Annotated in this window: 14 protein-coding genes and 1 riboswitch; of the genes, 7 read left to right on the plus strand and 7 right to left on the minus strand. The window is 69.8% G+C overall.

Annotation, left to right across the window (positions count from 1 at the left end):
- The first annotated feature begins 60 nt into the window (after positions 1-60).
- The gene (locus HLA95_RS00105) at positions 61-1,509 is read left to right on the plus strand and encodes a hypothetical protein (RefSeq protein WP_222181981.1); all 1,449 of its coding nucleotides are present in this window, start codon (positions 61-63) and stop codon (positions 1,507-1,509) included.
- Between the two features lie 19 nt (positions 1,510-1,528).
- Here the strand turns inward: HLA95_RS00105 and sugE are convergent, their stop codons facing one another.
- Positions 1,529-1,849 (minus strand): quaternary ammonium compound efflux SMR transporter SugE, encoded by a 321-nt coding sequence (gene sugE, locus HLA95_RS00110; protein WP_191058563.1) that lies wholly within the window; start codon positions 1,847-1,849, stop codon positions 1,529-1,531.
- Positions 1,850-2,011: 162 nt separating this feature from the next.
- On the minus strand, positions 2,012-2,941 hold the full coding sequence (locus tag HLA95_RS00115) for a homoserine O-succinyltransferase (RefSeq protein WP_191058564.1): 930 nt from the start codon (positions 2,939-2,941) through the stop codon (positions 2,012-2,014).
- Between the two features lie 86 nt (positions 2,942-3,027).
- A riboswitch (SAM riboswitch) is annotated at positions 3,028-3,106 on the minus strand.
- A gap of 291 nt (positions 3,107-3,397) precedes the next feature.
- Here HLA95_RS00115 and HLA95_RS00120 point away from each other — a divergent pair.
- The 6 genes from HLA95_RS00120 to HLA95_RS00145 all read left to right on the plus strand — a co-directional run bounded on the left by HLA95_RS00120 (position 3,398) and on the right by HLA95_RS00145 (position 15,444).
- Positions 3,398-5,893 (plus strand): glycogen/starch/alpha-glucan phosphorylase, encoded by a 2,496-nt coding sequence (locus HLA95_RS00120; protein WP_191058568.1) that lies wholly within the window; start codon positions 3,398-3,400, stop codon positions 5,891-5,893.
- A 359-nt stretch (positions 5,894-6,252) separates the two neighbouring features.
- A complete protein-coding gene (gene glgC, locus HLA95_RS00125; protein WP_191058565.1) occupies positions 6,253-7,521 on the plus strand; it encodes a glucose-1-phosphate adenylyltransferase in 1,269 nt (422 codons plus the stop codon).
- 3 nt (positions 7,522-7,524) lie between these two features.
- A complete protein-coding gene (gene glgA, locus HLA95_RS00130; protein WP_191058566.1) occupies positions 7,525-8,985 on the plus strand; it encodes a glycogen synthase GlgA in 1,461 nt (486 codons plus the stop codon).
- A complete protein-coding gene (locus HLA95_RS00135) occupies positions 8,982-10,613 on the plus strand; it encodes an alpha-D-glucose phosphate-specific phosphoglucomutase (RefSeq protein WP_191058567.1) in 1,632 nt (543 codons plus the stop codon). The genes glgA and HLA95_RS00135 overlap by 4 nt, the downstream gene beginning before the upstream one ends.
- A complete protein-coding gene (glgX, locus tag HLA95_RS00140; protein ID WP_222181983.1) occupies positions 10,614-14,681 on the plus strand; it encodes a glycogen debranching protein GlgX in 4,068 nt (1,355 codons plus the stop codon). It begins immediately after the preceding gene.
- Between the two features lie 13 nt (positions 14,682-14,694).
- Positions 14,695-15,444 carry an SDR family oxidoreductase gene (locus HLA95_RS00145; protein ID WP_222181985.1) on the plus strand — a complete coding sequence of 250 codons (750 nt, stop codon included), beginning with the start codon at positions 14,695-14,697 and terminating at the stop codon, positions 15,442-15,444.
- A 31-nt stretch (positions 15,445-15,475) separates the two neighbouring features.
- Here HLA95_RS00145 and gabT read toward each other — a convergent pair whose 3' ends face one another.
- The 5 genes from gabT to HLA95_RS00170 are packed head-to-tail and all read right to left on the minus strand — an operon-like array spanning position 15,476 to position 21,854.
- Positions 15,476-16,777 carry a 4-aminobutyrate--2-oxoglutarate transaminase gene (gene gabT / locus HLA95_RS00150; RefSeq protein ID WP_191060280.1) on the minus strand — a complete coding sequence of 434 codons (1,302 nt, stop codon included), beginning with the start codon at positions 16,775-16,777 and terminating at the stop codon, positions 15,476-15,478.
- A 15-nt stretch (positions 16,778-16,792) separates the two neighbouring features.
- The gene (locus tag HLA95_RS00155; protein WP_191060281.1) at positions 16,793-18,478 is read right to left on the minus strand and encodes a flavin monoamine oxidase family protein; all 1,686 of its coding nucleotides are present in this window, start codon (positions 18,476-18,478) and stop codon (positions 16,793-16,795) included.
- 4 nt (positions 18,479-18,482) lie between these two features.
- Positions 18,483-19,397 carry an agmatinase gene (speB, locus tag HLA95_RS00160; RefSeq protein ID WP_191060283.1) on the minus strand — a complete coding sequence of 305 codons (915 nt, stop codon included), beginning with the start codon at positions 19,395-19,397 and terminating at the stop codon, positions 18,483-18,485.
- Between the two features lie 29 nt (positions 19,398-19,426).
- The gene (locus HLA95_RS00165; RefSeq protein ID WP_191060282.1) at positions 19,427-20,227 is read right to left on the minus strand and encodes a carbon-nitrogen hydrolase family protein; all 801 of its coding nucleotides are present in this window, start codon (positions 20,225-20,227) and stop codon (positions 19,427-19,429) included.
- 10 nt (positions 20,228-20,237) lie between these two features.
- The gene (locus HLA95_RS00170; RefSeq protein ID WP_222181989.1) at positions 20,238-21,854 is read right to left on the minus strand and encodes a 5-guanidino-2-oxopentanoate decarboxylase; all 1,617 of its coding nucleotides are present in this window, start codon (positions 21,852-21,854) and stop codon (positions 20,238-20,240) included.
- Positions 21,855-21,857 lie beyond the last annotated feature (3 nt).

Below are 21,857 nucleotides of genomic sequence, written 5' to 3' on the forward strand. Positions count from 1 at the left end.
TTGAGGAAATGCGCAAAGACGTGTCATGATGTTCCATGGCCCAAGCGAGGACATGCGCGGATGATCCGTCGGGCGCGCCGTGCCGGATTTTCTACGGCACTTCTTCTCTCGCTCCTGCTGCCGGGACTGTCGCCGGCAGCGGAGCCGGGACCGATCGCGAATGGTGTGGCGGCGGGTGCTGCCGGCGGCTTCTCCGGCCGCCCGGCCTCGCCCCGGCCGCTGGCCGCCCTGGCACCCGCCACGGCCGAGCCGGCCATCGGTGCTCAGGCGGCGGCAGGGCCGCTCGGTGGCGTGCAGGTGGTGGGCTCCATCCGGCTGGATGCCGCCTGCGGCGAGGTCTCGCTGGATCGCAAGGGCCGCGTGCTGGCCGTCTGCACCAGGCCCGGCGGAACGACGCTCAATCTCCTGGACCCTGGCTCCCTGACCCGCCTGGCTGAACTGGCGCTGCCCGATGGCCCGGCGACCGGCGCGCATTATGTCAACCAGGCCGGACGGATCGTGGTCCTGGCGGGTGGCAGCCAGGTATGGCTGGTCCAGCAGGTGCAGGTGGTGACGATCGGTGCGGTGTGGACCCGGGGGACGGCCAGGTTCGAGCAGGTGGCGGCCTGCGATCTGAAGCCCAGCCTGCCGGCCGGCGACCAGGTGACCGCCCTCCTGCCGCAGGGCGGCGGCCGCGCCTGGTTCGTGAGCGCCGCCGGGCTCGCGGGGACCCTGCATCTGGACGACTGCACGACCAGGACCCTGGCGCTCACGGCGGCGAACGGGGCTTCCGCCACGGTCGACAGCCACCCCGCGGTCGATCCGGACGAGGGTGCGCTGTTCCTGGTCGCAGGGGACGCGTTGCAGCGCCTGGACGCCGGTGCGGACGGGCAGCCGGTGGTGAGCTGGCGCCGGCCGCTGGAGGCACCGCAGGCGGTGGCGGGCGGGCCGGGAGCCGTTCCGGTGCGGCGGGCCGTGCTGCTGCTGGGCGGGCAGATGGTGGCGCTGACCGATGGCGGCTGGCCGCATGAGCAGCTGGTGGTGTTCGACCGCTCGCGGCAGGCCGGTGGCCAGCGGATCTGCAGCACGCCCCTGTTCGCCGCCTATCCCTTCCCGACCCGGTCGGGCGAGCGGCTGCTGGGCGTGGCCTGGCAGGCGGACGGGCAGGCCTCGGTCCTGGCGGCCAACCTGACCGGCGGGCGCGGCCTGGAGCGGATCGACATCGACGCCCGGCAGGGTCGCTGCGAGACGGTCTGGAACAGCACGGTGGGCGTCGCCGTGGTGCCGGCCCTCTCGCTGGAGAACGGGCTGGTCTACAGCTACGAGCACCTGCCGGACGGCAATCGCTGGGCATTGACCACGCTGGATTTCGCGACCGGCCGGATCCAGAACCGCCGGATCGTCGGCACCGGACCGGACCATGCCGGCAGCGGGGCCATCACGCTGGGCAAGGCGGGTGCCGCCAGCATCGGCGTGGCCGCCGGCATGGTCAGGGTCCAGGACCAGAACGCGGGCGACCGGCAGGACTGAGCCCCATACACGGCCGCCTTCAGGCGGTGCTGGACAGCTTCATGAGCAGCAGCCCGCCCACGATGAGCAGGGCCGCCAGCAGGCGCATCGCGCTGACGGATTCGCCGAGGAAGACGATCCCCGCCAGGAACGCGCCCACCGCCCCGATCCCGGTCCAGACCGTATAGGCCGTACCCAGCGGCAACGACCGCATCGACCAGGACAGGAGCCCGAAGCTCACCAGCATCGCGGCGATGGTGACGACGCTGGGCCAGAGCCGGGTGAAGCCTTCCGACTGCTTCATCGTGAAGGCCCAGACGACCTCGAACAGACCGGCGATCACGAGAATGAGCCACGCCACGGCAGCCTCCTTCAGCCAAGCTGCCGGGCCGTCCCGGACTTCATCCCGTGGAGGGGGAGGACGTGGCCTCGCGCCATCCAGATTGGGCAGGCGGGCAGGAAGTTCAACATCGGCCCGCCGCCAGTCCGGCTGCCCCGCCCGCGAAGGGCAGGGGGTTGCCCTTCAGCGCCCGATCTCGTCCAGGTCGAACGGGGTGGTCTGGTACAGCTCGTTGATCCAGTTGCCGAACAGCAGGTGGGCATAGGCCCGCCAGCGGTTGACCGGCCGCTTGGACGGATCGTCGTCCGGGTAGTAGCGCAGCGGCATCTCGACGTTCAGCCCGCGCTCCAGGTCGCGCCGGTACTCGCGGTCCAGCGTGAATGTGTCGTATTCCAGGTGGTTGAACATGAAGAGGTGGCGGTTCGCCGGGTCCTCGCACAGGCACAGCCCGGCGCGGGACGAGCGGGCCAGCACCCGGATGCTGCCGTCGGCCGGCAGGTCCTCCTCGCGCACCTCGGTGTGGCGGCTGACCGGCACCCAGAACTCGTCGTCGAAGCCGCGCATGAGCGGCGAGCGCGCGGCGTCGCGTGGCTCGGTGACCTCGTGGCGATAGATGCCGAACCGCTTCACCGGCAGGGTGTGCTTGGGCACGCCGTGGAAGTGGTAGAGCGCCGCCTGGGCACCCCAGCAGACATTGAAGGTCGAATGGACGTGGAGGCGCGACCACTCGAAGATCCGCACCAGCTCGTCCCAGTACTTCACCTCCTCGAACTCCAGGAGCTCGACCGGGGCGCCGGTGATGAGCAGGCCGTCGAACTTGCGGTCGGCCACCTGCTCCCAGCTCTGGTAGAAGCTCTGCAGGTGCGACTGGGACACGTTCGATGGAGTATAGCTGCCGGTCGAGATCAGGGTCAGCTCGACCTGGAGCGGCGTGGCGCCGAGCAGCCGGGCGAACTGGGTCTCGGTGGTGAGCTTGTCCGGCATCAGGTTGAGCAGGCCCACCTGCATGGGACGGATGTCCTGCTGGAGCGCATCCTCCTCGCCGATCAGGCGCACGCCCTCGTTGCGCAGCAGTTCCGCCGCGGGCAGGTCGTTGGGAATCTTGATGGGCATCGACCGCTTCCTGGCCTCGATTCAACGCCGAGTGGCCGACCGGTCAGGAACGGGATAAGGACGCTTTCCCGGCTGTTCCAGGAATAACGTCCTATATCACGACCTTTTAGCCGCTTATTTAACGTGGCCGCAAGCCGGTCGGCGCAAATCACCACGGAGACGACGGCAGGCAAGCTGGGTGTCCAGGCCGCCAATGTCAAGCCGCTGCTCGGGCGGGGCGGCGGCTTGCACTTGTGCCGCACCCACATCTGCCGCCCGGAATCTGCAAGGGACCCTCCCGCTTCCATAGGGACGCTTGCCAAGCCCATCATGCCCGCCATGCTCGACGGGCGGCGTCGGCTTCCATCCTGGAGGCCGGCCGGGACCGGCCGGAGGCCCGTCGAGCGCCGTGTGCATCCACGAGCCGAACCTCCCGCGGACCGGGGCAAGGGAAGGCCATCAAGGACCTGCGACGTGATGGACACCAAGACCATGCCGAGTTCGCCCTCGCCGGCCAGCGCCCCCCCGCCGCGGCCCCTGCCCGGCCGGGCGTCGGCGGATCTGAAAGAGGCGATCGTCACCACGCTGCGCTATGCCGTGGGCAAGAATCCCGAGTTCGCCCGGCTGCACGACTGGTACGCGGCGACCGCGATCACGCTCCGCGACCGGCTGGTCGACCGCTGGTTCGACTCCACCGACCAGACCTACCGGCAGCGCAAGAAGCGGGTCTACTATCTGTCGCTCGAGTTCCTGATCGGCCGGCTCCTGACCGACACGGCGAGCAATCTGGGGCTCCTGGACGAGGTCAAGGCGGCGCTCACCGCCCATGGCATCGACTTCGAGGCGGTCAAGGCGCTGGAGCCGGACGCAGCGCTCGGCAATGGCGGCCTGGGCCGGCTCGCCGCCTGCTTCATGGAGAGCATGGCCACGGTCGGCGTGCCCGCCTACGGCTACGGCATCCGCTACGATTTCGGCCTGTTCCGCCAGGTGATCCGGGACGGCTGGCAGGTCGAATTGCCCGAGGACTGGCTGGCCTTCGGCAATCCCTGGGAGTTCGAGCGGCCCGAGGTCGCCTATGAGATCGGCTTTGGCGGCCATGTGGATGCCGAGGACAACCCGGACGGCACCGTCTCCTATATCTGGCAGCCGTCCGAGCGGGTGCTGGCCCAGGCCTACGACACGCCGGTGGTCGGCTGGGAAGGCCGGACCATCAACACGCTGCGCCTGTGGGCGGCCCGGCCGATCACGCCCATCCGGCTGGACGCCTTCAACCGCGGCCAGCATGTCGATGCCTTCGCCGAGCAGGTGCGCGCCAGCGCGATCTCGCGGGTCCTCTATCCCGACGATTCCACGGCCGAAGGGCAGGAGCTGCGCCTGCGCCAGGAGTTCTTCTTCACCTCGGCCTCGCTGCAGGACCTGATCCGCCGCCACCTGACCCAGCATGACGACCTGACCTCGCTGCCCCAGGCGGCGAACATCCAGCTCAACGACACCCACCCGGCCCTGTCGGTGCTGGAGCTGACCCGGATCCTGGTCGACCTGAACGGCTTTGCGCTGGACGAGGCCTTCGAGATCACCAAGGCCACGCTCTGCTACACCAACCACACCCTCCTGCCGGAAGCCCTGGAGACCTGGTCGGTGCCGCTGTTCGAGCGGCTCCTGCCCCGGCACATGCAGCTGGTCTTCGAGATCAACGCGATGCATCTGGCCGCCGTGCGCCGACGGCCGGACGTGACCGACGACCTGGTCCGCTCCGTCTCCCTGATCGATGAGACCCATGGCCGCCGCGTGCGCATGGGCAACCTCGCCTTCATCGGCTCGCGCCGGGTCAATGGCGTCTCCGAGCTCCATGGCGAGCTGATGCGCGAGACCGTGTTCAAGGACCTGAACACGCTGTTCCCGGACCGCATCACCCACGTCACCAACGGCATCACGATGCGCCGCTGGCTGGTGGAGTGCAATCCGGAGCTGGCGCAGCTGATCACGGACGCGATCGGCCCCCAGTGGATCAAGGACGCCGACCGGCTGAAGGAGCTGGAGCAGTTCGCGACCGACCAGGCGTTCCTTCAGCGGTTCGCGCGGGTCAAGCAGGGGGCCAAGCAGCGCCTGGCGGCGTTCATCGCGCAGCGGACGGGCATCCGGCTCGACCCGGAAGCGATGTTCGACATCCAGATCAAGCGGATCCACGAGTACAAGCGCCAGCTCCTGAACATCCTGGAGACGGTCCACCTCTACGAGGCGATGCGCGCCGAGCCGGAGCGCGACTGGACGCCCAGGGTCAAGATCTTCGCCGGCAAGGCGGCGGCGAGCTACCATCGCGCCAAGCTGATCATCAAGCTGATCAACGACGTGGCACGGGTGATCAACCGCGACCCCACCGTGCGCGACAAACTCAGGGTCGTGTTCCTGCCGAACTACAACGTCTCGCTGGCCGAGATGCTGGTCCCGGCCGCCGACCTGTCCGAGCAGATCTCCACCGCCGGCATGGAAGCGTCCGGCACGGGCAACATGAAGTTCCAGGCCAACGGCGCCATCACGATCGGCACCATGGACGGCGCCAATGTCGAGATCAGCCGCCATGTCGGCCTGGACAACATCCTGATCTTCGGGCTGACCGCCGATGCGGTGCGCGAGCGCTGGACCAAGGGGCACAACCCGCGCAGCGTGATCGAGTCCGACATCAACCTGCGCCAGGTGCTGGATGCGGTGGGCGGCGGCGTGTTCTCGCCGGACGAGCCCGGCCGCTATGGTCCGATCGTCCACGACCTGTACGAGAGCGACTATTTCATGGTGGCGTCGGATTTCGCCGACTACGCGGCCACCCAGTGCAAGGCGGCCGCCCTGTTCCGCCGGCCCGAGCAGTGGCGGCTCATGTCGCTGCACAACACCGCGAACGCGGGCTGGTTCTCCTCCGACCGCTCGATCCGCGAGTATGCCGAGAACATCTGGCACGCGCCGATGAACCCCGGCTGACCGGCCGGCGCAGCTCGGCCACCGCGAGCCTCGTCCTGCGGGCATCCACCCGCAGGTGAGCAACCCACGGTCCGGCCGGGGCCAGATGCGGCAGGCGGCGCCTTATTCCAGCGTTTCGGCTGGAATATCGCGCCGACCCGCCGCAACCTGGGCGCGGGCGAGAAGTTCTCAACACGGATGTGGCTCGCTACCGTGGCGGCGGATGGCGGCCGGGGCGGCTTCGCGGGGAAACGACGGCACGGCCGGTCCCCCGTGCCCGCCGGTCGCGCTCCCGGACCCCGTCGGCGGCCCTGTTCGGTACGGATCATGAGCTCAGTTCATGAGCGGCAAGACAAGAAGAGACGGGAAGGGAGCGATCGATGGTCGATGTGAGGACGCCCACCACCGTCCTGGCACGCAGTGCCATGGCCTATGTGCTGGCGGGCGGCCGTGGCTCCCGCCTCCATGAGCTCACCGACCGGCGCGCCAAGCCCGCCGTGTTCTTCGGCGGCAAGACCCGGATCATCGACTTCGCGCTGAGCAACGCGCTCAACTCCGGCATCCGCCGGATCGCGGTGGCGACCCAGTACAAGGCGCACAGCCTGATCCGTCACCTGCAGCGCGGCTGGAACTTCCTGCGGCCCGAGCGCAACGAGGGCTTCGACATCCTGCCGGCCAGCCAGCGCGTGTCGGAGACCCAGTGGTACGAGGGGACGGCCGACGCCGTCTTCCAGAACATCGACATCATCCAGGACTATGCGCCCGAGTACATGGTCATCCTTGCGGGTGACCATGTCTACAAGATGGACTACGGGATGATGCTCCAGCAGCACGTGGACACGGGCGCCGACGTCACCGTCGGCTGCCTGGAAGTCCCGCGCATGGAGGCCACCGCGTTCGGCGTCATGCATGTCGACGAGGATTCCCGGATCGTCGCCTTTCTGGAGAAGCCGGCCGACCCGCCGGGCATCCCCGGCAACCCGGACAAGGCGCTCGCCAGCATGGGCATCTACGTCTTCCGGACCGACTTCCTGTTCGACCAGCTCCGCCGCGATGCCGAGCTGCCCGGCTCGGCGCGGGACTTCGGCAAGGACCTGATCCCCTACATCGTCCAGCACGGCAAGGCGGTTGCGCACCGCTTCACCCAGTCCTGCGTGAAGTCGAAGGCGGAATCGGAGGCCTACTGGCGCGACGTCGGCACGGTCGACGCCTACTGGGAAGCCAGCATCGACCTGACCGACATCGTCCCGCAGCTCGACCTGTTCGACCAGACCTGGCCGATCTGGACCTATTCGGAGCTGACCCCGCCCGCCAAGTTCGTCCACGACGTGGATGGCCGCCGCGGCGAGGCCGTGAGCTCGCTCGTGTCCGGCGGCTGCATCGTGTCCGGCTCCAAAGTCCGACGCTCGCTCCTGTCCACCGGCGTCCACGTCCATTCCTATGGTCTGCTCGAAGGTGCCGTGGTGCTCCCCTACGCCAAGATCGGCCGCGGTGCCCGGCTGCGCAACGTGGTGATCGACGGCGGGGTGACCATTCCGGACGGGCTGGTGGTGGGCGAGGACCCGGAGGTGGACGCCCGGCGCTTCCGGCGTACTGATCGCGGGATCTGCCTGATCACCCAGCCGATGATCGACCGGCTCGGCGGCTGATTGATGAGCCTATCCGTTCTGTCGGTGGCCTCCGAGTGCTTCCCGCTGATCAAGACCGGCGGGCTGGCCGACGTGGTCGGCGCGCTGCCGAAAGCGCTGGCGCCGCACGGCGCGGCGGTCCGCGTCCTCCTGCCGGCCTACCGGCAGGTCATGGCCAAGCTGGCGCAGGCGGAGGAGTGCATGCGCCTGACCGACCTGTTCGGCGGCGGTGCCCGGCTGCTGGTGGCGTCCACCGATACCGGCCTCTCCCTGTTCCTGCTCGATGCGCCGCATCTGTTCGACCGGCCGGGCGGCCCCTATCTGGATGCCGCGGGGCTGGACTGGGCCGACAACGCCCAGCGCTTCGCCGCCCTTTCGCTCGTGGCGGCTTGGCTCGGCCAGGGCCTCCTGCCGGGCTACCGGCCGGACATCGTCCATGCCCATGACTGGCAGGCCGGGCTGGTCCCGGCCTATCTGGCGCTGGCCGGCGGCAGCCGCCCCGCCACCGTGCTGACCGTCCACAACCTGGCCTTCCAGGGCCAGTTCCCGGCTCGTCTCCTCGACGAGCTGCGCCTGCCGCGCAGCGCCTTCGTACCGGAGGGCGTCGAGTATTACGGCCAGATCGGCTTCCTGAAGGCCGGGCTCAACTATGCCGACCGCATCACCACGGTGAGCCCGAGCTATGCCCGCGAGATCCGCACGCCGGAGTTGGGCATGGGGCTGGACGGCCTCCTGAATGCACGGTCGGCGCGGCTGAGGGGGATCGTCAACGGCATCGACCTGGACCGGTGGAACCCGGCCACCGACCCGCTGCTGGCGCAGAACTATGCGGTCGGCAGCCTGGAGGACCGCGCGGCGAACAAGGCGGCCTTGTGCGAGCGGATGGGGCTCGACCAGGACGGCTCGCCGCTGTTCTGCGTGATCACCCGCCTGACCTGGCAAAAAGGCGCCGACCTGATCCTGGAGGCGGCACCGCATCTCCTGGAGGCCGGCGGCCAGCTGGTCGTGCAGGGTGCCGGTGACATGCAGCAGGAAGCGGTCTACGCGCGCCTGGCCGAGCGTCATCCCGGCCGGATCGCCTGCGTGCTGGGCTATAGCGAGGAGTTCCCGCATCTCCTGGCGGCTGGCGCCGACGCGATCCTGGTCCCCTCCCGCTACGAGCCCTGCGGGCTCATCCAGCTCTACGGGCTGCGCTATGGCTGCATCCCGGTGGTGAGCCGGGTGGGCGGCCTGGCCGACACGGTGATCGATGCCAATGACGCAGCACTGTCGGCGGGCGTGGCGACCGGCGTGCAGTTCTACCCGGTGACGGCCGAGGCCCTGCGCGATGCCATCTACCGGACGATCGAGCTCTACCGGCAGCCCGGGCACTGGCGGAAGATGCAGCGCAACGGGATGATCAGCGAGCTTGGCTGGGAGGTGCGGGCCGGAGCCTATGCCAGCCTGTACCGGACCCTGGTGCCCGAGAGCGGAGCGGCGACATGACCATCCAGACGATCGAGACCCGGCCCTTTTCCGACCAGAAGCCCGGCACGTCCGGCCTGCGCAAGAAGACCCCGGTCTTCATGCAGGAGCACTATGTCGAGAACTTCGTCCAGTCGATCTTCGATAGCCTGGAGGACCGCCAGGGCAAGATGCTGGTCGTGGGGGGCGACGGCCGGTTCTTCAACCGGGAAGCCATCCAGACCATCATCAAGCTGGCCGCGGCCAACGGCTTCGGCAGCCTCCTGGTGGGGCAGGGCGGCCTCCTGTCCACGCCGGCCGCCTCCTGCGTGATCCGCGCGCGCAAGGCCTTCGGCGGGATCGTCCTCTCGGCCTCGCACAATCCGGGCGGGCCGGAGGCCGACTTCGGCATCAAGTACAATATCGGCAATGGCGGGCCAGCGCCGGAGAAGATCACCGAGGCGATCTTCGCCCGGACCCAGGCGATCACCGAATACCGGATCTCGGACGCGCCGGACATCGACCTGGACAGGCTGGGTACCACCACGGTCGAGGGCATGACCGTCGAGGTGATCGACCCGGTCCAGGACTATCTGGGCCTGATGGTCAACCTGTTCGACTTCGACCGGATCCGCGCGCTGTTCGCTTCCGGCTTCAGGATGCGCTTCGATGCGATGCACGCGGTGACCGGCCCCTATGCGCACGCCATCCTGGAAGGGGCGCTGGGTGCCCCGCGCGGCACGGTGGTGAACGGCACGCCCTCGCCCGACTTCGGCGGCCACCACCCCGACCCGAACCTGGTCCATGCGAAGGAGCTGTACGACCTGATGATGGGGCCGGACGCGCCGGATTTCGGTGCCGCCTCGGACGGCGACGGCGACCGCAACCTGATTATCGGCAAGGGCATCTTCGTCACCCCCTCGGACAGCCTGGCCGTGCTGGCCGCCAACGCGCACCTGGCCAAGGGCTATGCCGGCGGGCTCAAGGGCGTGGCCCGCTCCATGCCCACCAGTGCCGCGGCCGACCGGGTCGCGGAGAAGCTGGGCATCGCCTGCTACGAGACGCCCACAGGCTGGAAGTTCTTTGGCAACCTGCTGGATGCCGGCATGGCCACGCTGTGCGGCGAGGAAAGTGCCGGCACCGGCTCCGACCATGTCCGCGAGAAGGACGGGCTCTGGGCCGTGCTGCTCTGGCTGAACATCCTGGCGGTGCGCGGCCAGTCGGTGAAGGAGATCGTCACCGGGCACTGGGCCACCTACGGGCGCAACTACTATACCCGCCACGACTACGAGGAAGTCGACGCCCAGGCGGCGAATGTCCTGGTCGAGGAATTGCGTGGCCGCCTGAGCGAGCTGTCCGGCCGGATCGTTAACGGCCGCGGCATCGCCCGGGCCGACGACTTCACCTACAAGGACCCGGTGGACGGCTCGGTGAGCAGCAAGCAGGGCATCCGCATCCTGTTCGAGGACGGGTCGCGCATCGTGCTGCGCCTGTCCGGCACCGGCACGGCCGGCGCCACGCTGCGCCTCTATCTCGAGCGCTACGAACCCGATCCCACCCGCCACCATCTGGAAACCCAGGACGTGCTGGCCGACCTCATCGAGACCGCCGAGCAGATCGCCGGCATCCGCGCGCGCACCGGACGTGCCGCACCGAGCGTGATCACCTGAGTGGACCTGCGGGTCCTCCCGGGGCGCCCCAACCCGCTGGGCGTCACCACCGACGGGAACGGCGTCAACGTCGCCTTGCCGACGCTGCATGCCGAGCGGGTCGAGTTCTGCGTGTTCGACGCAGAGGGTGGCACCGAGCTCGCCCGGCTGGCCCTGCCGGAGCGCGCCGCCGGCGTGGTGTTCGGCCGGATCGAGGGGATAGCACCCGGCACGCGCTATGGCTTCAGGGTCCACGGCCCCTATGCCCCCGATGCCGGACACCGCTTCAACCCCAACAAGCTGCTGCTCGACCCGTTCGCCAAGGCGATCGACCGGCCGTTCCGTCTGGCACCCTCCATGTTCGGCTACCGGCGCGGTGCGGCGGACGCCGACCTGTCGTTCGACGCCTCGGACAGCGCGCCCGACATGCCCAAGGCGATCGTGACGGCACCGGTCGCACCGCGCCCGGACAGCCGGCCGCGCACGCCCTTCGGCCACACGGTGATCTACGAGACCCATGTGCGCGGCATGACCAGGCTGCATCCGGCCCTGCCCGAGCGGCTGCGCGGCCGGTTCTCCGCCCTCGCCGAGCCGCCGGTCCTGGACCATCTGCGCCGCCTGGGCGTCACCACGCTGGAGCTCCTGCCCGTCCACGCGATCCTGGACGAGCGGCACTTGGCCGATGCCGGCCTGAGCAACTACTGGGGCTACAACCCGGTGGCCTATTCCGCGCCGGAGCCGCGCTACCTGGTGGAGGACCAGGCGGACGGGCCGGCCGAGGAGGTGGCAGCCACGATCGAGCGGCTGCACCAGGCGGGCATCGAGGTGATCCTCGACGTGGTCTACAACCACAGCGCCGAGGGCGACGAGCTGGGCCCGACCGTGTCGCTGCGCGGCCTGGACAACGCCCTCTACTATCGGCTCGACCCGGGCAACCGCCGCTACTACCTGAACGATGCCGGCTGCGGCAACACGCTGGCCACCGAGCGGGCACCGGTGCTGCGGCTGGTGATGGATTCGCTCCGCCACTGGGCGAGCCTGGGCGTGGATGGCTTCCGCTTCGACCTGGCGGTCACGGTGGCGCGTACGCCCACGGGCTATGCCCGGGACAGTGCGTTCCTGATGGCGCTGCAGCAGGACCCGGTGCTGGCCGACCTGAAGCTGATCATGGAGCCCTGGGACATCGGGCCGGGCGGCTGGCAGACCGGCAACTTCCCGGACGGGATGCTGGAGTGGAACGACCGGTTCCGCGACGACCTGCGAAGCTTCTGGCGCGGCGAGAACGAGATGGTCGGCCAGCTCGCGACCAGGCTGGCGGGCTCGGAAGACCTGTTCGGCGCCAGGCGCCCGTCGGTCAGCGTCAACTACGTCACCGCCCATGACGGCTTCACCCTGCGCGACCTGGTTTCCTACGAGCACAAGCACAACCAGGCCAATCTGGAGGACAACCGGGACGGCACCGACAACAACCGCTCCTGGAACCATGGCGTGGAGGGGCCCTCCGACGACCCGGCGGTGATCAGCCTCCGGCGCGCCGACATGCGGGCGCTCATGGCCTGCCTGATCCTGGCGCGCGGCACGCCGATGCTGACCATGGGCGACGAGTTCGGCCGCACCCAGGGCGGCAACAACAACGCCTATTGCCAGGACAACGAGATCAACTGGCTGGACTGGTCCGGGCCATCGCCGGAGGCGGACGGGCTGGCGGAGCTGGTGGGCCGGCTGGTGGTGCTGCGCGGCCGCCATCCCGCCCTGCACCAGGACGGCTTCCTGGACGGCACCTCCGTCGCTTGGCGGCGCGAGGACGGCCGGGCCTTCGAGGAAGCCGACTGGTTCGCCCAGGAGCGCAGATTTCTCGGGATGGAGCTGCGCTCCATGCAACCACAGGACCATGTCTACGTTGGAGTGAACGCCCACGGTGCGCCGCTCCGCCTGATCCTGCCGGAAGCGGATGGCCGCTGGCATCTGGAACTCGACACGGCCGTGGAGAAGGCGAGTGGACCGGTTGCTGCGAACTATCTTGAGCTGTCGGCGCGGTCCGTGGTCGTGCTGAGCGACCGGCCGGCCCGGCGCAATGGCGACGATCCCGAGACACTGAAGCGCCTGGCGGATCATGCGGGGATCGATCTCGCCTGGTGGGACATCGCCGGCACCCGGCACGACGTGTCGCCGGACAGCCTGAAGGCGCTGCTCCAGGCCATGCGCATCCCGGCGGGCAGTGCCGGCGAGATCGCCGATTCCCTCCACCGCCTGGAAGAGGAGCCCTGGCAGCGCCTGGTCCCGCGCCTGACGGTCGCGAGGGCAGGTCAGGCGCCGGTCGTGGAAATCACCACGGACGATCCGGACCGGCTGGTGACGCTCGAGCTGGCTACCGAGGCCGGCGAGATCCGGCGGGTCACGGTCCAGCCGGGAACGGGCGAGGTGGTGGCCAGCCGGCGCGAGGATGGCCGGACCCTGGCGCGCTGCCGCGTCACCCTGCCCGAGGCCCTGCCGGCCGGCCGGTGGGAGATCGGCGACAAGGACGAGCCGGCCCGCCTGCTGGTCTCGCCCGGGCGCTGCCACCTGCCCGAGGCGTTGCGCAACGGCGGGCGGCGCTTCGGCATCACCACCCATCTCTATGCGCTGCGCCAGCGCGAGCGTGACAGCGGCATCGGCGACTTCGGCACGCTCGCCCAGTTCGTCGATGCCTGCAAGGCGATGGGCGCCGACGTGGTCGGGCTGAACCCGTTCCACGCGCTGTTCCTGAGCGATCCTGGCCGCGCCAGCCCCTATTACCCCTCCGACCGGCGCTTTCTCGACCTGCGCTACCTGAGCAGCGTGCTGGACCAGCAATATCTGCCGGCGGACGGCCGCGCGGCCGGGCGGATCATCGACTACCCGGCGGTGGTCGCCGCCAAGCTCGCCTCGGCCGAGCAGGCGTTCGCGGCGCTGGAGGACCGGTCCGACCTCGATGCGTTCATCGCGGCGGCCGGCCCGGCACTGCTGGCCTTCGCCCAGTTCCAGGCGCTGGAGGAGCGGTTCGGCACCAGCGACTGGGCCAGTTGGCCGGACTGGGCGCGCCAGCCGGACACGGTCGGGGAGGAGGTCGATCCGGAGCGCGTGCGCTTCCATGCCTTCGTCCAGTGGCAGCTCGACCAGGAACTGGCGCTGGCGGCCGGGCGGGCCGAGGGCATGGCGGTGGGCCTCTACCGCGATCTCGCGGTGGGAGCGGCGCCGTCGGGGGCGGAGTTCTGGTCGCAGCAATGGCGCTTTGCCCAGAATGTCGCGGTGGGCTCGCCGCCGGACCCGTTCAGCGAGAGCGGGCAGATCTGGGGCGTGCCGCCGCTCGACCCGCAGGTCCTGATCCGGGAAGGCATGGCCGCCTGGCGCAACCTGCTGCGGGCCAACATGCGCCATGCCGGCGCCTTGCGCATCGACCATGCGATGACCCTGCAGCGGCTGTTCTGGGTGCCGTCCGGCGCCTCGGCGCTGGAAGGCGCCTATGTGCGCAACCCGGTCGACGCCATGTTCGCCGAATTGGCCATCTCCAGCCAGGAGAACGGCTGCATGGTGGTCGCCGAGGATCTCGGCACGGTGCCGGAGGGTTTCGGCGAGCGGCTGGCGGAAGCCGACATCCTGTCCACCAAGGTCATGTGGTTCGAGCGCGACGACGAGCGGTTCCGGCCGCCGCAGGAATGGCCGGAGCGGGCGGCGGCCTGCATCTCCACCCATGACCTCGCCACGCTGGCGGGCTTCTGGCAGGGCGACGACATCCAGCTGCGCGCCAAGGTGCAGGGTGCGGAGCCCGAGGAAAGCGCCCTGGCGGAGCGGGCGCGGGAAAAGGAGGGGCTTGCCGCCGTGATCGGCATCGACCCGGGTGACGAGGCGGCGCTGGCCCCCTCGGCGCACGCGATGCTCGCCCGTACCCCCTGTTCCCTGGTGCTGGCCCAGGCGGAGGACCTGGTCGGCGAGGTGGAGCAGCTCAACCTGCCCGGCACCGACCTGGAGCGGCCGAACTGGCGGCGCCGGCTGGACGTGCCGGTGGAGGATCTTGCCGATCACCCCTTGGCCCGGCGCGTGGTCGCCGCCATGAAGGCGGAACGACCATGAGGGGGCACCGAGGATGGCTGCACAGAAAATCGCTCTGATCACCGGCGGCGGCAGCGGCGTGGGCCGCGCCGCCGCCCTGGCGCTGGCCAAGGCCGGCTGGTCGCTGGTGCTGGCCGGCCGCCGCCAGGAACAGCTGGATGCGGTCGCCAAGGAGGCGGCACCGGCGGAGGTGCTGGCCGTGCGTACCAATGTCGGCGACGACGCCTCGGTCCAGAACCTGTTCGCCAAGGTCAAGGAGCGCTTCGGCCGCCTCGACCTCCTGTTCAACAATGCCGGCACGTTCGGCCGCAACGCGCTGCTGGAGGAGCTGACCTACGACGACTGGAAGAACGTCGTCGACGCCAACCTCAACGGCGTGTTCCTGTGCACCCGCGAAGCCTTCAAGCTCATGAAGGACCAGGATCCGCAGGGCGGGCGGATCATCAACAACGGCTCGATCTCGGCGCACGTGCCGCGGCCGAACTCGATCGCCTATACCGCGACCAAGCATGCGGTCACCGGCATCACCCGCTCCACCTCGCTGGACGGGCGCAAGTACAACATCGCCTGCGGCCAGATCGACATCGGCAATGCCGCCACCGAGATGACCGCGAAGATGAGCGGCGGCGTGCCCCAGGCCGATGGCAGCATCAAGCCGGAGCCCAAGATGGACGCGGCGCATGTCGCCGACACGATCGTCCACATGGCGAGCCTGCCGCTCGACGCGAACGTCCAGTTCGTCACGGTGATGGCGACCAAGATGCCGTTCATCGGCCGCGGCTGACCACTGTTCCTTGAGGGCGGGGCAGGCGGGTTCAGCTTCCCGCCTGGCCCGCCTCCGCCTCGACCAGCGCCCGCTCCAGGATGGCGAGGCCTTCCTCGACCACCTCGTCCGGTGCGGTGAGCGGGACCAGGACGCGCAGCACGTTGCCGGCATGACCCGCGGTCAGGAGCACCAGCCCGTCGCGGCGCGCCAGTGCGGTCACCTTGCGCGCCAGCTCCGGTGCCGGCGCCCGGGTTTCCCGGTCGGCCACCAGCTCGACTGCGATCATGGCGCCCAGCCCGCGGATCTCGCCGATCGAGGTGAGGTCGTTGCGGCGCGCCATTGCCTGGAGCCGGCCAGTCACCAGCTCGCCCAGCACCAGGCCGCGCCGCAGCAGGTCCTGTTCCTCCATCACCTCCAGCACCGCCAGCGCCGCGGCACAGGCGACCGGGTTGCCGGAGAACGTGCCGCCGAGCCCGCCCTGGCCGGGCCCGTCCATGAGCTCGGCCCGGCCGATCACGGCGGAGAGGGGAAAGCCCGCCGCCAGGCTCTTGGACGCGACCACCAGGTCAGGCACCACGCCGGCATGCTCGATCGAGAAATATTTGCCGGTCCGGCCCATGCCGGCCTGCACCTCGTCCGAGATCAGCACGATGCCGTGGTGGTCGCACAAGGCGCGCAGTTCGTGGAGGAAGCCGAACGGGGCCACCCGGAAGCCGCCCTCGCCCTGGACCGGCTCGATGATGATGGCGCTGACCCGTTCCGGGCCGATGTCGTGGGCGAACAGCGCCTCGATCGCGTCCAGGGACTGCCGCTCGCTCACCCCGTGGAAGGCCGAGGGGAAGGGCGCGTGGTAGACGTCGCCCGGCAACGGCCCGAAGCCGGTCTTGTAGGGGGCCACCTTGCCGGTGAGCGCCAGGGTGAGCAGGGTCCGGCCGTGGAACGCGCCGGAAAACGCGACCACGCCCGGGCGGCCGGTAGCGAAGCGGGCGATCTTGATCGCGTGCTCGTTGGCCTCCGCCCCGGTCGTGAACAGGGCGGTCTTCTTCGGGAAGTCGCCAGGGGCGAGCGCGTTCAGCTTCTCGGCGAGTTCCACATAGAGCTCGTAGGGCAGCACCTGAAAGGCGGTGTGGACGAAGCCGTCCAGCTGGCGGCGCACGGCCTCGATCACCCTGGGATGGCGATGGCCGACATTCTGCACGCCGATCCCGCCGGCAAAGTCGATATAGCGCTTGCCCTCGACGTCCCAGACGAAGGCGTTCTCGGCCTTGGCCGCATAGATGCCGGTGGGATTGCTGACGCCGCGCGCAACTGCGGCATCACGCCGGGCCCGCAGGTCCGCGTTGCTGGTCACTGCTGAAGTCTCCGCTCAGTCGCCGAGCGTCATGGGGGCCAGCTCCCCGAACCGGTCGCCGGGGCCGGGATTGCCGGCCGCGCTCGTGCCGCCCAGATGGCGTAGCACCCCCCACACCGCGTTCAAGGCCGATGTCACCGCCCCTTCCGCCCAGCCGGCCGTCCAGGACACGTCGTCGCCGGCCAGGAAGATGCCGCGCTGCTCCGGCGGCAGGCCGTCCTGCATGAAATGGCTGAACAGCCGGCGCTGGTAGCGGTAGTGGCCGGGCAGGTTGGCCTTGAAGGCGCCCATGAAGTTCGGGTCGGCCTCCCAGGACACGGTGATCGGGTGGCCGATGATGTGCCGGCGGATGTCGAGGCCCGGGTAGATCTGCGTCAGGCTGTGCAGCATCAGGCGCACCCGCTCGTCCACCGGCAGGGACAGCCATTTCATGGCATCGTCGTTCCAGGTGTAGGACAGGCAGATCACGCCCGGCCGGTCCAGGCCCTGGTCGAGCAGGTAGCTGGCACGGGTCAGGCGGTCGGAGAGCGTCATGCTCATGCGCTGCCGGCCGGTCGCAGGATCGAGCTCGCGCCAGAACGGCCGGTCGACCAGCACGAAGGTCTTGGACGCCTGCATGTAATGGGTGCGCTCCATCGCCATCCACAGCGGATGGGCGAACAGGCGCTCGTCGCAGTCGATCCGGGCCGAGAGCAGCCAGACCTGGCAGGTGACCACGGCCGCGTCATAGAGGCGCCGGTTGCCCCAGCGGTCGGTGATGGCGATCCGCCCGTCCGGGTCGCGCTCGATCCGGGCCACGCCCGGCATGGGCATGCCGTTGTGCAGGCCTTTCAGCGAGGTGCCGGCCGGCCAGTGCACCAGCCGGCCCGGCGCGCGCTCCCAGAGCCGTACCGGCAACTGCTCCACCCCGCCTTCGACCGTCCGGTGATCCGCGTCTGCATCGGTATAGACTACGCGCAGGATCTCCAGCATCGAGTTCGGGTAGTCGGTATCCCAGCCGCCCGTGCCGAAGCCGACCTGACCGAACACCTCGCGATGGTGGAAGGAAAGCCGGCCGAAGGCACGGGAGCGGGCGAGGAAACCGTAGAAGGTCTGCTCGTCCAGCTCCGGCACCAGCCGATTCCAGATGGCCTTGATCGCCGGGACGTCACGTGCCCGGATAGCCGCCTGCATCTCGCGGAAGGCGGCTTCCTCCTCCAGAAGCTGGCGCCAGGCAGCCGCCACCTCCCCGAACAGAGGCGGCAGGTCGGCGAGCGTGCGGGCGTAATGGGCCTGGCCGCCCAACTCGATCACCGTGCTGGGGGCGGCAGGCGTCAGCGGGTTCGGGAATGGCTGGATGCCGAGCCCGACCTTGTCGAAATAGTGAAACAGGGTGGTCGCCGATGGCGGAAAGCGCATGGCACCCAGTTCGGCGATGGTCCCGTCCCCACCCTTGAAGGTTTCCGAGCGCAGCCGCCCTCCGATCCGGTCGGCCTCGTACAGGACCGGCTTCAGGCCGAGCTTCATCAGCTCGTAGGCGGTGACGATCCCGGCGATGCCGGCCCCCACCACCGCGACCTCGGTGCCGTGCCGTTCCGCCGGCAGGCTGCCCAGGCCGGCTGGGTGGCGGACATGGTCGTCATAGGCGAACGGGAAGTCCGGCCCGAACATGGTGACCGGCCGGGCGTGCGGGCCAGACGATCCAGGCAGGGCGGACGACATGGCTTCAGGCCCGGTACTGGACGCCGGGCAGGACGCAGAGCATCTCGAACAGGAGGTTGGCGGCGACGAGTGCCGTGGTGCCGGCCGGGTCGTAGGGCGGGGACACCTCGACCAGGTCGCAGCCGACCAGGTTCAGCCCGCGGCAGCCGCGCACGATCTCCAGCCCCTGCCAGATGGTGAGCCCGCCCACCTCCAGCGTGCCGGTGCCGGGTGCGAAGGCCGGGTCCAGGCTGTCGATGTCGTAGCTGAGATAGACGGGCCCATCGCCCATCATGGCCCGCACTTCTGCCATCAGCGGGGTCAGCGACTTGTGCCAGCATTCCTCCGCCGGGACGACGCGGAAGCCCTTGGAGCGGGTCCAGTCGAACTCGTCGGCCGCATAGCCGGAGCCACGCAGGCCGATCTGGACGGCGCGCTGGCAGTCGATCGCCCCATCCTCGATGGCGCGGCGGAACGGCGTGCCGTGCGCGATCTTCTCGCCGAACATCTGGTCGTTGATGTCGGCATGGGCATCGACATGGATCAGGCCGACCGGCCCGTGCTTCTTCGCCATGGCGCGCAGGATCGGATAGACCAGGGTGTGGTCGCCGCCCAGGCCCAGCGGGATGCAGCCGGTGGCCAGGATCTCGTCGTAATGCGCCTCGATGATCTCGACCGACTTCTTCAGGTCGAACGTGTTGGTCGGGATGTCGCCGATGTCCGCGACCTGGAGGCTGTCGAAGGGGGCCGCCCGGGTCGCCATGTTGTAGGGCCGGATCATCGTCGATTCCTGCCGGATCTGGCGCGGGCCGAACCGGGTGCCGGCCCGGTGCGAGGCGCCGATGTCCATGGGGATGCCGACGAAGCAGGCGTCCAGCCCCTCGGCGGAGGCGGCGGCCGGCAGGCGCATCATGGTGCCTGGACCGGCGAAGCGCGGCATCTCGTTGCCGCCCAGCGGCTGGTTGAAGGTCAACGGCGTTCTCCTTGCACGAGCGCGCGGTAGAGGTCGGGGCGGCGGTCGGCGAGATAGGTGTAGTCGGGCCGCGAGCGCTCGAGCATCTCCTGCTCGATCCAGGCACCGATCACCTCCTCGCCCCGGCCGGCCCGCGCGAGGTCGGTCCCGTCCGGCCCGACCAGGCAGCTCAGCCCGCAATAGACGAGCTCGCCCTCCGTACCGCAGCGATTGGCGTAGGCGAGGAAGACCTGGTTCTCGATGGCGCGGGCCGGCACCAGGATGCGGGCCACCACGTCATAGGGCTGCATCAGCGCGGTCGGCACCACGATGAGCTCCGCACCCGCCAGCGCCAGCGCGCGCACCGCCTCCGGGAACTCGACATCGTAGCAGATCAGGAGGCCCAGCCGGAAGCCGTCCAGCTCGACGACCGGGGCCGGCCCCTCGCCGGCCTCGAACGCAGCGCGGTCCAACTCGCCGAACAGGTGGCACTTGCGGTAGTTCAGGAGGCGCTGCCCATCCCGGCCGATCAGGATGGCGCTGTTGTAGATCGACCCGTCTTCGGCGCGCTCGGGATAGCCGTAGAGCAGGGCCGTGCCGGTGGCCCGCGCGATCATCTGCGCCCGTCTCGCCGAGGGGCCGTCGACCGGCTCGGCCAGGCGCTCGATCGCCCGGCGCCCGATCGCGTAGCCGGTGAGGAACATTTCCGGGCAGACCAGCAGCCCGCCTTCCTCATGGGCCGCGAGCTCCGCCAGCCGCTCCAGGTTCTCGGCAGGCGTGCCGGCGCGCAACGGTCCCTGGAACAGCCTCACCCGCATGGTTCTTCCCTCATTCCTGGCCGAGAAACGGCGCGTTCTGGTCGATCTCGATCAGGGTCGGCACGCTGCGGCCGATGCTGGCCGAGAGCAGCCGCTCCAGATGGTCCAGGCCGGTCGCCCGGTCGGCCACGCAGCCGAAGCCCCGGGCGATCGCCACGAAGTCCGGCGTCACCAGGTCCACGCCCAGCTTCGGCACGCCGGTCTCGGCCATGTAGTCGGCGATCTCGCCATAGCCCTGGTTGTTCCAGAGCAGGATCACGATCGGCACGCCCGCCTCCACCCCCGAGGCCAGCTCGGGCAGGGTGAACAGGCAGCCGCCATCGCCGATCAGCGCCACGACCGGCCGGTCCGGTGCCGCCAGCTTGGCCCCGATCGCCGCGGGCAGGGCGTAGCCCAGCGTGCCGTAGCCGGTGCTGGCGTTGAACCAGGAGCGCGGCCGGCGCGGCTGGTAGAACTGGTTGCCGCCATAGACCGGCTGGGTCTGGTCGCCCACGATGATCGCGTCGGGCAGGGCACAGTCGACCGCCGCCAGGACCTTGCGGTGGCCCTGGATCGCCGGCCACCACTGCGCCTGGACCGCGGCACGGACTTCTGCCGCACGCTCGCTGCCGTTCCGGACGATGCCCGGGCTGCGCACCGCGTGGAGCAGCGCGTCCAGCGCCAGCCGAGCATCCGCCAGGATCGCGACCGTGGGCTTGGGCCCGCGCGCCAGCTGCTGGGGGTCGATGTCGATCCGGACCAGCGCGCCGTCGAAATGCAGTTCTTGCGGCTCCGGGTACATCTCGGTCTCGCCGAACTCGGTACCCACCGCCAGCACCAGGTCGGCCGTGCGCAGGGCCTCGCGCAGGGGCAGGAAGGACAGGTTCTCGCCCAGGTGCAGCCTATGATCCGGCGGCATGATGCCCTTGGCGTTCACCGAGTTGGTGAAGGGCGCGTTCAGGAGCTCGATCAGGGCATAGGCCGGCTCGGCCGCGTCCACCGCACCCCCGCCCAGCACCACGACCGGCCGCTCCGCCAGGCGCAGGAGTTCGGCCGCGCGCGCGACGCAGGCGGGATCGGGGCCGGGGAGGCCCGGCAGTGCCGCCGGCGTCAGGTCGAGATTGCCGGCCGGCATCGCGATCACGTCGGTCGGGATCTCCAGATGGACCGGGCGCGGCCGGGCGCTGCGGAACAGGGCGAACGCGCGGGCCAGCACCTCGGGCAGCTGGTCGGGGGAGAGCAGGGTGTGGCTGAAGGCGGCGACACCCGCAGCCACCGCCTGCTGGGCGGGCAACTCGTGCAGGGCGCCCCTGCCCATGGCGAGCTGGTCGCGCCGGTTCACGCTGGAGACCACCAGCATCGGCACGCTGTCTCCAGAAGCCTGGCCCATCGCGGTCAGGATGTTGGTCACACCCGGCCCGGTGACCACGAAGCAGGCGGCCGGCCTGCCGGTGACCCGGGCATAGCCGTCCGCCATGAACCCGGCGCCCTGCTCGTGGCGCGGCGTGACGTGGCGCAGCCGCGCACCGTGCAGGCCGCGATACAGGCCCACCGTGTGCACGCCCGGGATGCCGAACACCAGCTCGACCCCGTAGGCCTCCAGGAGGCGGACCAGGGCTTCTCCGGTGGTGAGGCCGGCATCAGGCATCCC

Origin of the sequence: Geminicoccus harenae (assembly GCF_019800005.1) — a bacterium.
Taxonomy (GTDB): domain Bacteria; phylum Pseudomonadota; class Alphaproteobacteria; order Geminicoccales; family Geminicoccaceae; genus Geminicoccus; species Geminicoccus harenae.

What these genes read in the sequence shown, in the direction of transcription:
- HLA95_RS00155 (WP_191060281.1), bottom strand. Translation starts at nt 18,478, where the DNA reads ATGTCGTCCGCCCTGCCTGGATCGTCTGGCCCGCACGCCCGGCCGGTC.
- HLA95_RS00115 (WP_191058564.1), bottom strand. Translation starts at nt 2,941, where the DNA reads ATGCCCATCAAGATTCCCAACGACCTGCCCGCGGCGGAACTGCTGCGC.
- speB (WP_191060283.1), bottom strand. Translation starts at nt 19,397, where the DNA reads ATGCCGCGCTTCGCCGGTCCAGGCACCATGATGCGCCTGCCGGCCGCC.
- HLA95_RS00135 (WP_191058567.1), top strand. Translation starts at nt 8,982, where the DNA reads ATGACCATCCAGACGATCGAGACCCGGCCCTTTTCCGACCAGAAGCCC.
- glgA (WP_191058566.1), top strand. Translation starts at nt 7,525, where the DNA reads ATGAGCCTATCCGTTCTGTCGGTGGCCTCCGAGTGCTTCCCGCTGATC.
- HLA95_RS00145 (WP_222181985.1), top strand. Translation starts at nt 14,695, where the DNA reads ATGGCTGCACAGAAAATCGCTCTGATCACCGGCGGCGGCAGCGGCGTG.
- HLA95_RS00170 (WP_222181989.1), bottom strand. Translation starts at nt 21,854, where the DNA reads ATGCCTGATGCCGGCCTCACCACCGGAGAAGCCCTGGTCCGCCTCCTG.
- HLA95_RS00120 (WP_191058568.1), top strand. Translation starts at nt 3,398, where the DNA reads ATGGACACCAAGACCATGCCGAGTTCGCCCTCGCCGGCCAGCGCCCCC.
- HLA95_RS00165 (WP_191060282.1), bottom strand. Translation starts at nt 20,227, where the DNA reads ATGCGGGTGAGGCTGTTCCAGGGACCGTTGCGCGCCGGCACGCCTGCC.
- HLA95_RS00105 (WP_222181981.1), top strand. Translation starts at nt 61, where the DNA reads ATGATCCGTCGGGCGCGCCGTGCCGGATTTTCTACGGCACTTCTTCTC.
- glgC (WP_191058565.1), top strand. Translation starts at nt 6,253, where the DNA reads ATGGTCGATGTGAGGACGCCCACCACCGTCCTGGCACGCAGTGCCATG.